Annotated in this window: 15 protein-coding genes; 7 read left to right on the top strand and 8 right to left on the bottom strand. The window is 40.2% G+C overall.

Annotated features, from left to right (window positions below; translation table 11 throughout):
* The first annotated feature begins 37 nt into the window (after positions 1-37).
* Genes nagA through AC2YJL_RS18025 form a run of 4 tightly spaced genes read left to right on the top strand, consistent with a single transcriptional unit; the run spans position 38 to position 3,486 of the window.
* Positions 38-1,222, top strand: a complete 1,185-nt coding sequence (gene nagA, locus AC2YJL_RS18010) for an N-acetylglucosamine-6-phosphate deacetylase (RefSeq protein WP_349768522.1) — start codon at positions 38-40, stop codon at positions 1,220-1,222.
* A 2-nt stretch (positions 1,223-1,224) separates the two neighbouring features.
* Positions 1,225-1,962 carry a glucosamine-6-phosphate deaminase gene (gene nagB, locus AC2YJL_RS18015; protein WP_349768521.1) on the top strand — a complete coding sequence of 246 codons (738 nt, stop codon included), beginning with the start codon at positions 1,225-1,227 and terminating at the stop codon, positions 1,960-1,962.
* A gap of 57 nt (positions 1,963-2,019) precedes the next feature.
* Positions 2,020-2,745, top strand: coding sequence for a GntR family transcriptional regulator (locus AC2YJL_RS18020; RefSeq protein ID WP_487374828.1), 726 nt, complete (start codon positions 2,020-2,022; stop codon positions 2,743-2,745).
* Positions 2,746-2,760: 15 nt separating this feature from the next.
* Positions 2,761-3,486: an SIS domain-containing protein gene (locus AC2YJL_RS18025; protein ID WP_487374829.1), complete on the top strand. Its 726-nt coding sequence runs from the start codon at positions 2,761-2,763 to the stop codon at positions 3,484-3,486.
* A 215-nt stretch (positions 3,487-3,701) separates the two neighbouring features.
* Here AC2YJL_RS18025 and AC2YJL_RS18030 read toward each other — a convergent pair whose 3' ends face one another.
* The 4 genes from AC2YJL_RS18030 to AC2YJL_RS18045 all read right to left on the bottom strand — a co-directional run bounded on the left by AC2YJL_RS18030 (position 3,702) and on the right by AC2YJL_RS18045 (position 6,053).
* Complete coding sequence (locus AC2YJL_RS18030) at positions 3,702-4,187, bottom strand: hypothetical protein (RefSeq protein ID WP_487374830.1); 486 nt, start codon at positions 4,185-4,187, stop codon at positions 3,702-3,704.
* Positions 4,188-4,662: 475 nt separating this feature from the next.
* Complete coding sequence (locus tag AC2YJL_RS18035; protein WP_407819085.1) at positions 4,663-5,121, bottom strand: GNAT family N-acetyltransferase; 459 nt, start codon at positions 5,119-5,121, stop codon at positions 4,663-4,665.
* A 1-nt stretch (position 5,122) separates the two neighbouring features.
* On the bottom strand, positions 5,123-5,401 hold the full coding sequence (locus AC2YJL_RS18040) for a YesK family protein (protein WP_407819086.1): 279 nt from the start codon (positions 5,399-5,401) through the stop codon (positions 5,123-5,125).
* A gap of 142 nt (positions 5,402-5,543) precedes the next feature.
* On the bottom strand, positions 5,544-6,053 hold the full coding sequence (locus AC2YJL_RS18045; protein ID WP_230932170.1) for an SUKH-4 family immunity protein: 510 nt from the start codon (positions 6,051-6,053) through the stop codon (positions 5,544-5,546).
* 454 nt (positions 6,054-6,507) lie between these two features.
* On the opposite strand from AC2YJL_RS18045, the gene AC2YJL_RS18050 reads away from it, so the two are divergent.
* Positions 6,508-9,696: a S8 family peptidase gene (locus AC2YJL_RS18050; protein ID WP_487374831.1), complete on the top strand. Its 3,189-nt coding sequence runs from the start codon at positions 6,508-6,510 to the stop codon at positions 9,694-9,696.
* Between the two features lie 39 nt (positions 9,697-9,735).
* Here the strand turns inward: AC2YJL_RS18050 and corA are convergent, their stop codons facing one another.
* A complete protein-coding gene (gene corA / locus AC2YJL_RS18055) occupies positions 9,736-10,707 on the bottom strand; it encodes a magnesium/cobalt transporter CorA (RefSeq protein WP_251567515.1) in 972 nt (323 codons plus the stop codon).
* Between the two features lie 585 nt (positions 10,708-11,292).
* On the opposite strand from corA, the gene AC2YJL_RS18060 reads away from it, so the two are divergent.
* Complete coding sequence (locus AC2YJL_RS18060; RefSeq protein ID WP_034270461.1) at positions 11,293-11,664, top strand: PilZ domain-containing protein; 372 nt, start codon at positions 11,293-11,295, stop codon at positions 11,662-11,664.
* 77 nt (positions 11,665-11,741) lie between these two features.
* Positions 11,742-12,572, top strand: coding sequence for an LCP family glycopolymer transferase (locus AC2YJL_RS18065; protein ID WP_487374832.1), 831 nt, complete (start codon positions 11,742-11,744; stop codon positions 12,570-12,572).
* Here the strand turns inward: AC2YJL_RS18065 and AC2YJL_RS18070 are convergent.
* From AC2YJL_RS18070 to AC2YJL_RS18080, 3 genes are all read right to left on the bottom strand, one after another.
* A complete protein-coding gene (locus tag AC2YJL_RS18070) occupies positions 12,523-12,795 on the bottom strand; it encodes a hypothetical protein (RefSeq protein WP_230932004.1) in 273 nt (90 codons plus the stop codon). The two genes, AC2YJL_RS18065 and AC2YJL_RS18070, sit on opposite strands and share 50 nt — an antisense overlap.
* 125 nt (positions 12,796-12,920) lie before the next feature.
* Entirely contained in the window at positions 12,921-13,565 is a 645-nt protein-coding gene (locus AC2YJL_RS18075) for a cupin domain-containing protein (RefSeq protein WP_251567509.1), read from the bottom strand.
* Positions 13,566-13,675: 110 nt separating this feature from the next.
* Positions 13,676-14,998 (bottom strand): MATE family efflux transporter, encoded by a 1,323-nt coding sequence (locus AC2YJL_RS18080; RefSeq protein WP_487374878.1) that lies wholly within the window; start codon positions 14,996-14,998, stop codon positions 13,676-13,678.
* Positions 14,999-15,039: the final 41 nt, after the last annotated feature.

Here is a 15,039-nt window from a genome sequence, read left to right on the forward strand (position 1 = left end):
ACACTTAAATCAATACAACGAGCAAAGGAGTGTATGTATGGATACACATTCATCCATCATTATTTATAATGTAACCGTTTATAGTGAAAATCAGACATTAAAAAACGGGTATATTAAACTAACGAACAAGAAAATTACTGAAATCGGAGAGACACATCAATACGTCCGTCAGCCGAATGATCATGTGATTGAGCTTTCTCCTTCCTATAAAGTGATTCCTGGTGCCATTGATGTGCATATTCATGGCGTTAACAATGCGGACGCTATGGACGGTACGGCAGAAGCATTAAAAACAATGGCGCGCACGCTCCCAAAAGAAGGTACAACAAGCTTTTTAGCAACCACTATGACGCAGTCGAATGAAGCGGTTGAAAAAGCGCTTCGCAACGCGGGCGCTTATATCGAAGAACAAACAGATGCGGATGCTGAAGTAGTTGGTATTCACTTAGAAGGTCCGTTTATTTCACCGAAACGTGCGGGTGCGCAGCCTCCTACTCACATTCAAGATCCGAATGTAGCACTGTTTCAAGAGTGGCAAAAAGCAGCCGGAGGACATATTAAACTTGTTACGTTAGCTCCGGAGCAGCCAAACGGCTTAGCGCTTACTTCTTATTTAAAAGAAACACACGTCGTCGCTTCTATTGGGCACTCCGACAGCACATATGATCAAGTTGGTGAAGCCATCGAAGCAGGAGCTTCTCATATTACGCATTTATATAACGGCATGCGCGGTCTTCACCATAGAGAGCCGGGCGTATTAGGCGCCGCGTATTTGAGAGATGAATTATTTGTAGAGCTGATTACAGACGGCATCCACTGCCGACCTGAAATGGTCAAGCTTGCCTACGATCAAATTACAAGTGAACGCATGATTCTTATCACGGATTCTCTTCGTGCCAAATGGCTAAAAAACGGTACGTATGATTTAGGCGGACAGCCTGTTCACGTAAACGACACAACCGCTACCCTTGCAGACGGAACGTTAGCAGGAAGCATCTTAAAGATGAACGATGCGATTAAAAACACGATGAGCTTTACGAACTGCTCATTAGAAGACATCATAAAAATGACCGCTGAAAACCCAGCAAGACAGCTTAACCTGTTTGATACAAAAGGAAGCCTTAAAATTGGAAAAGATGCGGATATCGTGGTGTTAAATGAAAACTTAGATGTTGAAATGACATTTTGCCGAGGCACATTGAGCTTTCAAAAGGAGGACTAACAATGAATATCATCCAAGTGAAAAACTACAGTGAAATGAGTGCAAAAGCAGCTGATATGCTGATTAGCAAACTTCATGAAAAGCCAAATATGAATCTGGGACTTGCAACGGGAGGCACGCCGAAAGGATTGTATGATCGTTTAATTCAAGATCATAAAGAGCACGGCACGTCTTACAAACACGTTACTTCCTTTAACTTAGATGAATATGTCGGAATGAAGCCGCAAGATCCAAACAGCTATCACTACTATATGGCAGATGCGTTATTTAATCACATTGATATTGACGTAAGCAGCACGCACGTTCCTAACGGCCTAGCTGATACGCCTGAAGAAGAATGCCGCCGCTACGATGAAATGATTCAAAATCACGGAGGCATTGACCTTCAGGTTCTTGGAATCGGCCAAAACGGACATATTGGCTTTAACGAACCTGGTACGTCATTCAACTCTCCTACTCATATTGTGACGTTAGAAGAGTCAACGCGAAAAGCGAATGCGCGCTACTTTAATTCTCTTGACGAAGTGCCTACTCAGGCTATTACAATGGGAATTGAATCGATTATGAAAAGTAAAGAAATTTTACTGCTTATCTCCGGGGAAGCCAAAGCAGAAGCGATGTATCAGTTGCTTAACGGAGAAATTACAGAGAACTTCCCTGCTTCTATTTTAAAGAAGCATCACTGTGTTACAATTATTGCGGACCAAGAAGCTTTAGCTAAAGTATCGACTACGGTTTAATTTATAGCCTCCTCGTCTTTTTTAGATGAGGAGGTTTACATAAAGGAGAGAACTTAAGTGATTGATAAAAGCTCACCTCTTCCGATTTATTATCAAATTGAAGAACAGTTGAAAAAACAAATTGAAAACGGAGAGTTAAAACCAAATGATTCGCTTCCTTCTGAACGAGAGTTTGCAGAACGATTTGAAATCAGCAGAATGACCGTTCGCCAAGCGATTAACAATTTAGTAAACGACGGTTATTTATACCGTCAAAAAGGTCGCGGCACCTTCGTATCTGAAAAAAAACTGGAGCAGCAGCTCGTTGGATTAACGAGTTTTACAGAAGATATGAAAGCGCGCGGAATGGTGCCAAGCAGTAAGCTGCTGAGCTTTGAAATTATTGCGGCTTCAGAAAAAATTGCCGAGCAGCTGCACATTTCTCTTCATGCGCCCGTTTATGAAATCAAGCGTATTCGTTTAGCTGACGAAGTACCAATGGCCCTTGAAAGCGTGTATGTATCCGCTAACTTGGTCAAAGGATTAACAGAATCCATTGTTAATGACTCTCTCTACCGCTATATTGAAGAAGAGCTCGGGCTGAAAATTGGCGAAGCAAATCAAACGCTAGAATCCATTTTAGCTTCTGAAACCGAATTGAAGCATCTTGGAATCAGCTCATATTCACCGGTTCTACTGATTCAACGAAATACGTATTTGCAAGACGGCACGCCGCTTGAAGTGGTGAAGTCTTCGTACCGAGCAGACCGCTATAAGTTTACGATTAACATGACACGATCTTAACTAAGGAGTTTTTTTATGTCTAGTTTATATCTACAGGAACTAACAAAACTGCTTGCTAAAGTGGAGGCGCATGAACAGCAGGCAATGGAATCCGCAGCCGAGAAAATCTCACAGCAACTAGCTTCTCATCACCTCATTCATTTATTTGGGTGCGGTCATTCTCATATTTTAACGGAAGAAGTGTTTTACCGGTCCGGAGGGCTTGCACCGATTCATCCTATTTTTGTAGAAGAACTGATGCTTCATAAAGGAGCTTCGCGCTCTTCACAGCTAGAGCGTAAAAACGACTATGCCTCCACCTTTATGGAAAAAGAAGATATCGTACCAGGCGATATCATGATTGTAATTTCTACGTCGGGCGTAAACCCCGTTCCGATTGATGTGGCCTTAATTGCCAAAGAAAAAGGCGCCTTTGTGATCGGGCTTACCTCTCCTTCTTATGCCACGAGCCGGGCTTCGCGACATAAAAGCGGAAAATACCTTCATGATGTCGTGGATCTTGTTATTAATAATCATATTCCAAAAGGAGACGTTCTTCTTCGTCAGCAAGACATTTCTTTCGCTTCTGGTTCTACTGTAATTGGAGGCGCTATCTTAAATGATGTCCTATCTAAAGCCATCCAAAAACTGCTCAGCCGCGGCATCACGCCTCCTGTCTTTTTAAGCGGAAACATGGAAGGTTCAGATGAACATAACCAGCGGTTGATTGATGCTTACAAAGGAAGAATTACTGCCCTATAACAGCCCCTGCGGCTGTTTTTTGCACAAAAAAAAGATGCTTGAAAGCATCTCATCAAAGTCGGACTGTACGATTTGGACTAGATCTCCTCTTTATCAGTAGAAGTCTTGTTCACAGCACCATAACCTACTTATCCGACATAATTACTATGTTTAACATAAGTATACTCTTTTATACCTTAGGTGTCAAATAAGTTATAAGAAATTTCGCAGTGCATTCATTTGAAGATTTTTTTACGGTAATGTTCTAGCTGGCTTTTAGCTTCTTTCATAATTGTTGTATGTATGATTTCATCCGTAATGTTAAAATAATTGTCTCCGTACTGATAGTCATCTATCATATCACTAATTTCAAGCCAACCTACTAACTCCGTCGGACAGTCGAGTTCAATGAACATGGTGTATAAGTGGTTGGCTTCTGTTAGTGCCCTCTCTTCATGCTGCACAATCGTTTGAAGGCGCGTATAAATCAGGTAATCTGTACATTCCTGTTCACTCGGTTTCAATAAGGAAAGCTCTTTTAAAGTACGCTGAAAATAATCTTCTATTTCAAAGAGATTATAAGGTGGTTGGAGAGAAGCTAAAATAGAAAGAGATAAAGAATCCTGTTCATGCTCCAGCATAGAAAGTGCCCATGGTAAATAATGTTTTTCCGCTGTGACACTCTTTTGATAAATATAATAAAAGAGCTCGCGTGTATCCATAGAACTCCTCCTTTCTTTTTCGTGCCGATACAATTTCGAATAGTTTACCATACCTATAAATTTTACATGTAAATCCCTGCCGAAGCTTTATATAAGTTTTATTGTGCATCTCACAAAAAAGAACCTGCATCAAAACTGATGCAGGTTCTTCCCTTCATATCATGCTAATTATTTCATGTTCATTTGCCCTTGTGAGGCCCTTTCGCTACGTATATCGGTTCATAACGAGAGTACCAATTGTCAGATCAGAATATCTGCTTTTCATGTGAGGTAATACGTTTGCTGAAGTTGCTGTTAAGTATTCCAAAACTAAACCAGTCCCTTCATGAAGCTAAGTATTTACCTTTCACAGTAGCCTTAGAAAAATTTCTATCGGCTCTGTACTATTTGTATACCACGTTTCAATTGAACTAAACTAAAAAATTCATTTTAATCAAAAAATTCTTACCACGGAGATACAATCATTAATAGCGAATTACAAATGGAGCTTTAATCCTTCATGAGAAGCTGTGAATCCAAGCTTTTGATAAAAACGCAAAGCCTCTGACCGTTCCTTGTCAGTTGTTAATTGTACTAACTGACAGTTACGTTCTTTCGCTCGTTGAATCGCCCATGTAATCAGCTGATATCCAACCCCTTTTCCGCGCTCTGACGAAGCGGTTCGAACTCCTTCAATCGTTGCCCTCCACCCACCTTGTCGTGCAATGTGGGGCGTAAAGGTTATTTGTTGAACACCTATTACTTTACTATCTTTACATGCGACAATCAGTTCATTGTTTGGATCCGCATCAATTGCCTGAAATGCTTGAACATAACAGTCTGGAAGCGGTAATTCGTAGCGCTCTCGTTTGCTTCCAAGCATATCATCAGCAAGCATTTCAACAATTTGTTCTAAATCTTCCCGCACCGCTTCTCTAAAGGTTATTTCTCCCATTTCACACAGCACCTCTCCCATGTCTATTTATGATGGTAAAAAGAACGCTGACGAACAAGCTCAGAACCGACGCCAAGAACAAAGCAGCCGCTAAAGCACCAACCCCCATTCCTTCAAAGCCGCCAACTCCAAATATGCTATATAGAAATAGAAATATGCTTATCAGCATGCTGCTAAGTGAAATTCCGTACTGCACGGGTGAGTTGTTTCTATAGAAGAAATAAGACGCACCAAAAAGCAGCACAAAGAAAGCACCCATTAATCCAAATAAAGAAATCATTTACACCCTCCTCCTTACTTTAAAAAAGGAATTTATATCCATTATATACTATCATTTTTATTTATTCTATCTATAATTAATAGCCCTGCAGCCATAACTAAATAGACATGACCAAAACGGCCATGTCTATTTTTCTACTATATTAAAAAGAAAGTTCTTTGAACCAAAAAGAATAAGGGGCTAAGCAAGCTTCATCAATTTCATTCATGCGTTTTTTGCATCGCTGCAGCACCTCAGCAGGAATGTGTCTCTCTAAGTATGCAGATTCTCCGTTAGCTTGAATCGTTTCTTCTACTAGCTCTTCAAACACATCTAAGCATGTTAAAAACTGCGGAAAAGTTGTATTCACGAAACGCTCGCAGTCATCGTTGGACGTATCGAGCAGCACAACCGAACCGTTTTTTTGATGAAGACAAATTGGATCTCCAGCGCCTGTTGTTCCTAAAAACCAATAGTGCTGGTAGCGAGATGATAACTCAAATGTTTCGCATAGCGTTGTTAGCTTTCCTTTGGATGAAACGAACTCTAGAAATGGTGAAGCTTCTTTGGGCAATCCTTTTTCTATTAGCAACTTCTTTGTCTCTTTATCAATATCAAGGGGTGCAAGCTGTTCGGCATCAAACTTCATTCGTTTTTCCTGTCGTTGCATCACATTTGACAACTTCTTTCACTCCTTTTCACCATTTGCTCTTTCTTTGCTTTTGTTTATTATAAAAGAAATCCAGCTCGTATTATATGCTACAAATGAACTTAATTAGACTGAAAATTTTTCCAATCTTTATTTATATAGCCCGATTTCCTCTTTATAAACACAGGTAAAAAGAAACCGATCAGATTTTCTCCAACAGATTCTGCTTTTAAAAATAATTCTCATTCCCTTCTTCCCTTTTCAGCATACCCTCGCCTCTTATAAATAGGCTTAATCTTTATTATTCCAATTTTTTCTACTTTTTGCAACTAGGACTTATCTCACCATTTCTTATGCGAGATTAATAACTTGACAAAATACTAAAATAAGAAACAGTAATTATTTACAAATTTTTAAACTTTATGGTTTAATAGGTATGTAATTCCTGTTTTTTACTATATTTTTTTGGAGGTTTAACATGAAAAAAGGGTCAATTTATCGTTTTATTGCTTTTGCTTTAATGTTCACCTTGTGTTTTAGCCAATTAGGCTTACTGAAAACACAAGCGGCAGGCAATCCTCCTGCTAATGAAAAAACATTAAGCATCGGTAAAGCAGCAAAAGGAACATTTACAGAACCAGAACAAACACATTGGTACAAAATTAATCCTTCTAAGCAAGAGGTAGCAAAGTTTTCACACTACCGAATTAAGCTTCAAAGTGATGATGAAGTAAACATCACGGTTTACTCTAGTCTTGAAGATGCCAAAAATAACGTGGCATTTGACCGTTATATGGGATACTCCTACAAAGACGAGCCTGCTCAGCTAGATTTTCCAATCGCTTGGACCGGCCCTTATTATGTGAAAGTTGATTATTATGGAAGCGAAGACGACATGATTGAAGAAGATGCGGAAGATGGTTCGACTTCTCCAGAACCACAGCCGAATGAAAAAACAGAAGTTCCATATACAATCAGCTATGAAGGCGCTTCACTTCCCCCTTCTCAAATGGAGGCAGAAGAATGCCCGGCTGAATTAAGTACAAGCCAAAAAGAAAACGGAAAAGGTATTTTAAAAGATTTGCGTACGATTCGCGACGCTGTGCTTTCAAAAACAGCAAGCGGAAAAGACCTTTCTTCTCTTTATTACAAAGCCGCTCCATTTATCAGCTCTAAAATGATCATCGACAAATCGATGCGCGAACAAGTATACAAAGATTTAGTGCAGCTAAAGGGTCTATTTACAGATGTGGCGAAAAACGGCGCATCAAGCACATATATGATTACAAGTGCTGATCAAAAAGCAATCAATGATTTATACAGCATCGCTTATAAATCCGTTCCGGCTGCTTTAAAGAAAGACTTGGAAAAAGTAGCCGCACAGACAAAATTAAAAGACGTAACGGACTTAAACGTATCGTCTGTATTAGTAAGAGCTAAGTTAGTCAGCGCAAACAGCGTTTCAACAAAAGCTGAAACTCGCTATATTGTTAAATTAAAAGATGGTGCAAATGCTAAATCATTCAAAACAAAAGCACAGTCAAAATCAGCAAGCATTGAATCTATTAATCCATTAAAACAATCAGCTGCCTCTTTTGATAATATGTTTGTCATTCAATTAGATGACAGTAATGCAAAAAGCTTCAGCACGTCATCTGCTCAAGGTAAAATGACGGCAAAACAAATTCAGGCACTTCCTGAAACTGAATTTATCGAGCCGGTTCAAGAGTACCACGCTCTTTCAATGGATTCACAATATCCGTATCAATGGTCATTAAACAATACGGGTAAAAATGACGGTACGCAACATGCCGATATTCAATATGAATCGCTTGAAAAATTACTAAACGGTCAAAAATTAAAAGATACGGTTATTGCCGTTGCCGATACGGGCGTCGATTCATCACTAGCTGATTTAAAAGGCGTCGTGGATACAAAAGCAGGCTATAACTACGTGGATCGTTCGTCAAATGCAACAGACGACAACGGACACGGAACTCACGTAGCAGGTATTATCGCAGCCTCTGCAAACAATAACTATTCAATGGCCGGCATTAATTCTCATGCAAAAATTTTACCGGTTAAAATTCTAGACGCATCTGGTAGCGGAGATACAGAACAAATTGCGTACGGTATTAAATACGCGGTTGATCACGGTGCAAAAGTCATTAACTTAAGCCTTGGCGGATCTTACAGCCGCGTGCTTGAATATTCGTTAAAATACGCATACGATCATAACGTAACGGTTGTAGCTGCAAGTGGAAACGACGGTATGGAAGAACTCTCTTACCCTGCTTCATCTGCCTATGCGATTTCAGTAGGCGCATCAAACCGTTTAGATATCGTATCTGACTACTCAAACTACGGAAAAGGATTAGATATTACAGCTCCTGGCTCTGATATTCCAAGTCTTGTTCCAGACGGAAACGTCACTTATTTAAGCGGAACATCAATGGCAACACCTCACGTGGCAGCCGTTGCGGGATTATTGCTATCACAAAACCCAGGCTTAAAGCCAAAAGACGTTGAAAAACGCCTAACCGATACAGCTAAAGATATTAAGTTTGATGAAAAAGATGCTCCTGTATACGATGATGAAGAAAGTCCAGCAGAACCTCCTGCTCCAGGCTACGATTACGTATCAGGATGGGGACGTTTAAATGCGTACAGCGCGGTAAGTGCACAGCAGCTGCAAGCGCAGGTAAATACATTTGTCAGCACGCAAAAAGTGGTTACAGGTAAAGCTCAAAGCGGTTCAACTGTTAAAGTAATGAACGGCTCAAAAACACTTGGCACTGCCAAAGCTGATGCAAAAAATACGTTCTCTGTGAACATTCCAGCTCAAAAAGCTGATACCGTTTTACAAGTGGTTGTCACAAACGGAAAAGCAAGTACGAGCATTCGTGCAGTTGTTCAAAAAGCACCTGCCAAACCAGCGGTAAAAGCCGTAACGAATAAAGATGAGTACGTAACAGGAACGTCTAAAGCGAATTTTACGGTAAATGTTAAAAATAGCGCTAAGAAAGTGATTGCTTCAGCAAAAGCTGATGCAAAAGGCGCGTTCAAAGTAAAAATTCCGAAACAAAAAGAAAACACAGTCTTGTACATCACGGCTACAAACAGCCAAAAACAAGAAAGTGAAGAAGTAAAAGTAACGGTGCGTGACGTTATTGCTCCAAATGCACCTAAAGTAAATCCAGTCAGCGACGCGGATACGGCTATTAAAGGAACAACTGAAGCAAATGCATCTGTTGTAGCCAAAGTAAATAACAAAGAAATCGGCAAAGCAAAAGCCAATGCAAAAGGTCAGTACAGCATAACAATTAAGAAACAAAAAGCAGGTACAGCAATCAGCGTAACAGCAGCAGACGCAGCCAACAACACAAGTAAAGCTACGACTGTAAAAGTGAGCGATAAAACTCCCCCTGCTGCACCAAGCGTCAATGCTGTCACAACGAAAAGCATCGCTGTAACAGGTAAAGCAGAAGCAAATGCTACCGTAACGGTAACAGCAAATAAAAAGAGCATTGGCTCTGCTGCTGCTAACAGCAAAGGACAATACTCAGTAAAAATTAAAAAGCAAAAAGAAAAAACAGTCTTAAGCGTAACTGCAAAAGACAAAGCGAACAATACGAGTAAGGCAACAACAAAAACAGTGACAAAATAAAGAAAAAAGGCGCTTGGCTTATGGCCAAGTGCCTTTTTGTTATAACAGCTGTTTGTTTTTAAAGTATTTCCACATTCCCCACGTTAACACAATTAACATAACAATAATAACAGCAGTAGCCCAGTGGGAATTTTGATATGGAATCGGTACGTTCATTCCAAAAAATCCGGTTACGAACGTCAGCGGAAGCATAATCGTTGAAATTAACGTTAAGACATTCAGCTTTTCAGATGAAGTTGCATTGGTAATAGAATAATACGTATCAAGTGCACTGTTTACGAGGTCTCTAAACGTTTCAGCAGAGTCTACAATACGCTCTAAGTGGTCAAGCAAATCAATGTAGAAAGGAACATTTTCTTCTCGTATATCAAATTTCCACTTTCCATTCACCGTTAAGAAAATTCGGCGCTGAGGCAGAATAACGCGCCGGATTAAGATAATCGTTCTTTTTAACGCCAAGAACTCTTCCGTCACTCCGCGCACTTCTTTGTTGTAGATTTCGTCTTCTAATTCATCAATACGCATGTCAATTCGGTCTAAAATCGGAAAGTATTCGTCCGTGATGCCATCAATCAAAGCATACAGTAAAAAGTCGGCGCCGCGGTTCATAAACTTTGGATAACGTGAGCACACAGCATCCATTTTGCGAAGCCAGCCCATTTTATGTTTATGAATTGTTACTACGTAATTTGATCCGACAAAGGCATTTAACTCAAGCGTCGTAATCTCGTCATCACTTTCTTCGTTATAGCGAAGCGCGTGAAAAACGAAAAATTTATAGTCTTCGTAATCATCCATTTTAGCGCGAGGACTGTCGTGTAAGCAGTCTTCGATCGCCAATGGGTGAAAATCGAATAATTTAGCAATTTGAGCAAGCTCTTGTCCGTGGACATCATACAAATCAATCCACAGCAAATTATTAGGATTGCGCAATTTTTCATGCACGTCTCCTAAATCAAGATTCGTTACCATTTCTTTTGTTTCATCATCATATAAGTATGTTTTAATCATTGATTTTTCACCTCACATCATTGAGGCATTAAGGGGTATTTTCCTTCGTTGAAATGAGAGGAACATATACACCTTTGTTGCCCCTATCTTGTTTTGCAGTAACCTTCATCGAAATGGGGTCATCAGTGCCCATTCATCTCACCTCCTAATTAGTTGAAGGAACGCTGACTTGTAATACAGCTACTTCACAAAGTTTAATTTTAACATACAATCCAACTCTAGCGTAGCGCTTTTTTCAAAACCTTTTCCTCTCTATTTAAAGTTTCAAACAAAACTTCCGATACTATAAAAGCCCTACTAGTATACCCGCTATTTAATAATCCGATCGCACTCACAATCGGCAATCGATAACTAAGACCGCCTGAATCCTCCTACAAAGGTTCACCTAATCGTAGGCCACCAACCCAGCAAGGGGGGTGACCTACGATTAGGTCTAGAATATCTACCATGGCCGCCCTTTGGTTATGGTAGATATTCTACATCGATAAACATTATATGGGTCATGGGGAAAAACGTGTAGGAATTTTTAGACTTTCATCGAATACTTACTTAACAAACTTAGATTACGAAAAGGACTGATGATACATGCATTTTAAACGTGAAGAACCGTTTCGCTTTTTATTTGAGACTCCCATTGTTGGAACGTTTTCCATTGCTAAATACGACAATAAAGAAATCGATTCTAAGCCCGGTCCTTTGTCTGTTATCGACCTTTCACCAAAAGGAATCAAAATAATTACGCCGCTTGATTTACCTATTTTCAACCATCAAATTCAGCTAAAAATCAGCTTTTATTTAAATGAAAAACCCATCCATATTACCGGACTTTGCGTGTGGAAAGAAAAACGGCACACTGAATACCTTTATGGTATTGAAGCGTTTAACGATGTGGAAGAACAAGCAATTTTAATTACAGAACTCAAAACCTACGCCAAGAAAAAGCAAGATACGCAATAAAAATAGCGCTCATTTGTTTTACTCCCCTTTTAAGATGGCAATACTACGAACGAATTCGATAGAAAAAAGGTGAGACGATGAGCAGTAAAGCAAAAAAAGAGTGGATTGGCGGTCTCGTACTGTTTTTACTCGTCAGTTTTGTCAGCATCACGTTTGCAGGCTATCATACGGTGAAAGCTGCCGTGGATCAAACGTATGTACCGCTTGAGCATGGTAACAAAACACACGTCAATTTAAAAAAAGGACAACCGTTTTCCCTGCTTTTAATTCAAGAAAACCATCAAAATACGTCATTTGTATATATGACTGTTAATAAGCAGCATAAATCAATAAAAATGACCCACTTGCCCGGTTCAACTCAGCTCGGCGATGAAACGCTGCGAACTATTTATCGCCAAGGAAATATGAATGCTGTTGTAAAGAAAGTCGAAGCATATGCAAAGCTTCCTGTTGATTATTATGTCAAAATGGATCAGCAGGCAGTCGTCGATGCTGTAGATAAATTAGGCGGCATTATCGTCACAAACAAACGTGCTTTTGAACACAGCAATATTGCTTTTCCAAAAGGATCAATTCGCCTTAACGGAAAAGAAGCGCTTGTTTATTTAAAGCAGCGTAATGAACAAGACGTCTTTACTGCCCATGAAAGACAGCTGTCTGTAGCGAAAGCCATTTTCAGTCAAGCAGCCACGGTACCCAACGTTGCAAAGCTGCATTCTCTTGTATTCAAGCTCGCTGATCACATTGAAACCAACGCAACGTTTAATGATATCAAACGGATTCAAAAAACCTATAAGCCGGCCGTTGCTCACGTAGACAAGCAGCAGTTTCCGCAAAACGAATGGAACCAAAAACAAGTCACAACGCGGCTGTATAAGCACTTAAAACGTAAGGAGCTATTTTTATAAAAAACGCTTCACGAAAAAGAGGCTGGGACATAACAAAATGAAACCAATCTAAAGACGACCAAAGGAGATACATAAGCTGAACTGCTTGTGACACCGCAGTTGATTTCCGTGCAAGACTTCGCTTTCCGCGGGCGGCCGCTGAGCCTCCTCGTCGCTTGCGCTCCTGCGGGGTCTCATCTGTTCCGCTTTTCCCGCAGGAGTCTTCGCCTTGCCCTCCAATCAACTGCTAGAAGGAATGAAACAGATGAAATCTACGTTCACCATAACAGAAAAACGAACCGTGAATTAAAGATTCATGGTTCGTTTTTCACTTCGCCTAAAAGACTTTTATCCCAGCCTCTTTTTTTGCTACTTATCTTCAGCAGGCACTACTTTTTCATTTATCTTAATCACAATTTGTTCATCCCGTTCATCTTTGAGATAGCTCTTTTGATAAAAAGTATGATCATTAGGCGGTCCAATCACAACCGTATCCGTAATCGGAGCAACGGCTTCTGCTACTTCGCTTGCGCTTACCCCATATGCTTTTTGAAACACGATCGGAGGCGTTAAGCGTAGCACGTCGGATCCTTCTGTAGACTCAAATTGATCATTGTTAAAGAAGAGATGCAGATGCGCTTCTTCCGATAGAGGTTCAATCCAATGCCACCAGCCCATCGGTATAAAAACAACTTCCCCTTCTTTTATTCGGTAATTGTGCATGCTGCTTGTATCAGGGTCCAAGACAGACACCTGCACTTCACCTGAAACGACGACATCTAACTCCCATGCGTTTGGGTGCCAGTGCGGTTCTCTCATATGCCCTTTCGTCATATATAAATCAACAAAAGCACCCCCAAGCATTGCAGGCATCTGAGTTGAGGTTAGTTGATACGCTATATTTTGGTCGTTTCGTTTGAACAGGACGTTTTGCTTATAGTTCACTGACAGATTAGGCGTTCCTGAGCTTTTTTTAATATTTGAATTATCCGGTACAAATCCAGATTTACTCATAGTGTCATACCCTCTTTTCATCAAAAAGTTATATGCACTATCCTATTAAAACTATTAGCTAAGGGTGTTTTAATTAGGAAAAATAAAAAACGAGCGTTTCCACTCGTTTTTTATCCGACAAGGCGTTCAATTTTCTTTTTCTTCCATACAAATTGATAATAGCTGTACTGCAGGATTAAGCTGACCACAAACGCCGCTGGGTATCCAATCCAAATCCCTTTGATTTCAAGAGGTGTAAACTGCGATAACACGTAGGCTACGGGTACTTCCACACACCAAATAGCCATAATGCTAAATACCGTAGGCCAAAGCACCGTACCGCTTGCTCGCATCGTAGCGGTAATAATTTGCGCATGACCGAAAATCAAATAGCTCCAAAGTGTTATCACTAACAGCTCTTCAGCAATATGAAGCGTGTGCTGACTTGTTAAAAACAGACCTAAAATTTGATTGGAAAAGAGATAAATAAGTAAAATCAATACGCTGCCAATAACGTAATTCAGCATAATTCCAGAGCGGATCACTTCTTTTAAACGCTCAAATTTATTGGCGCCAATCGACTGCGCCGCAAAAATAGAAACCGCAATTCCTAAGCTGATTGCCGGCATTTGTACATAGCTTGCCACTTGGTTCACCGCTCCGTACGCTGCTGTAGCGTCTGAGCCAAATCCATTTACAAACGTAATAACCGCGATTTCAGAAAGAGAAACTAAAATCATATTGATACTAGCTGGAATCCCTAAACGCATAAGCAGCTTTAAAAGCGTTCCGTCCATTTTTAATGAAATAGATGAGTCAAACTTTAACGGATGATTTTTCTTGCGTAAATAGATAGTCATAATAACGAACGTTAATACGGTTGAAAACACTGTTGCGTACGCAGCGCCGTACACTCCAAGCTTTGGTACTCCGATCCATCCAAAAATTAAAATCGGAAGGAAAATGATATTTAAGACCGTACTCACAACTAAAAAGTAAAAAGGCGTTTTAGAGTCTCCGGTTCCGCGCATAAACGTCGTATAAACAAAGTATAAAAACAAAACAGGAATTGCCACAAACAAAATGCGCGCATAGTGAACCGTTACATCAATAATATTAGCCGGCGTTCCCATAATCCGAAGAATATCCGGAGCAAATATGCTTCCCAAAACGGCAAGCACAACCCCTACTAAAAAGGTAAACGTGAGCGTGGTGCCGATAATTTCTTTGACGCGTTTTTCATTTTGTGCCCCGTACGCTTGCCCGATTAAAATGGAACTTCCTGAACCAATTCCAATCGAAAACGACACGAGCAGAAAAAACAGAGGAAAAAAAGCGGAAATAGCGGCTAACGCATCAACTCCAAGCGCTCTTCCCACAATAATACTCCCCGCCAGCTGCCCAACTGACTGCATGGCATTACTTAACATGAGCGGAATCAAAAACACAAGCATCAGCTTACTGACGGACTTTTCTGATTCCACTACTTCAATTT

Source organism: Priestia sp. SRI_019, from assembly GCF_057586255.1.

Coding starts and splice junctions, on each gene's coding strand:
- AC2YJL_RS18060 (WP_034270461.1), top strand. CDS start 11,293: ATGCATTTTAAACGTGAAGAACCGTTTCGCTTTTTATTTGAGACTCCC.
- AC2YJL_RS18040 (WP_407819086.1), bottom strand. CDS start 5,401: ATGATTTCTTTATTTGGATTAATGGGTGCTTTCTTTGTGCTGCTTTTT.
- AC2YJL_RS18030 (WP_487374830.1), bottom strand. CDS start 4,187: ATGGATACACGCGAGCTCTTTTATTATATTTATCAAAAGAGTGTCACA.
- AC2YJL_RS18065 (WP_487374832.1), top strand. CDS start 11,742: ATGAGCAGTAAAGCAAAAAAAGAGTGGATTGGCGGTCTCGTACTGTTT.
- AC2YJL_RS18035 (WP_407819085.1), bottom strand. CDS start 5,121: ATGGGAGAAATAACCTTTAGAGAAGCGGTGCGGGAAGATTTAGAACAA.
- AC2YJL_RS18075 (WP_251567509.1), bottom strand. CDS start 13,565: ATGAGTAAATCTGGATTTGTACCGGATAATTCAAATATTAAAAAAAGC.
- AC2YJL_RS18050 (WP_487374831.1), top strand. CDS start 6,508: ATGAAAAAAGGGTCAATTTATCGTTTTATTGCTTTTGCTTTAATGTTC.
- AC2YJL_RS18080 (WP_487374878.1), bottom strand. CDS start 14,998: ATGCTTGTGTTTTTGATTCCGCTCATGTTAAGTAATGCCATGCAGTCA.
- AC2YJL_RS18025 (WP_487374829.1), top strand. CDS start 2,761: ATGTCTAGTTTATATCTACAGGAACTAACAAAACTGCTTGCTAAAGTG.
- nagA (WP_349768522.1), top strand. CDS start 38: ATGGATACACATTCATCCATCATTATTTATAATGTAACCGTTTATAGT.
- nagB (WP_349768521.1), top strand. CDS start 1,225: ATGAATATCATCCAAGTGAAAAACTACAGTGAAATGAGTGCAAAAGCA.
- corA (WP_251567515.1), bottom strand. CDS start 10,707: ATGATTAAAACATACTTATATGATGATGAAACAAAAGAAATGGTAACG.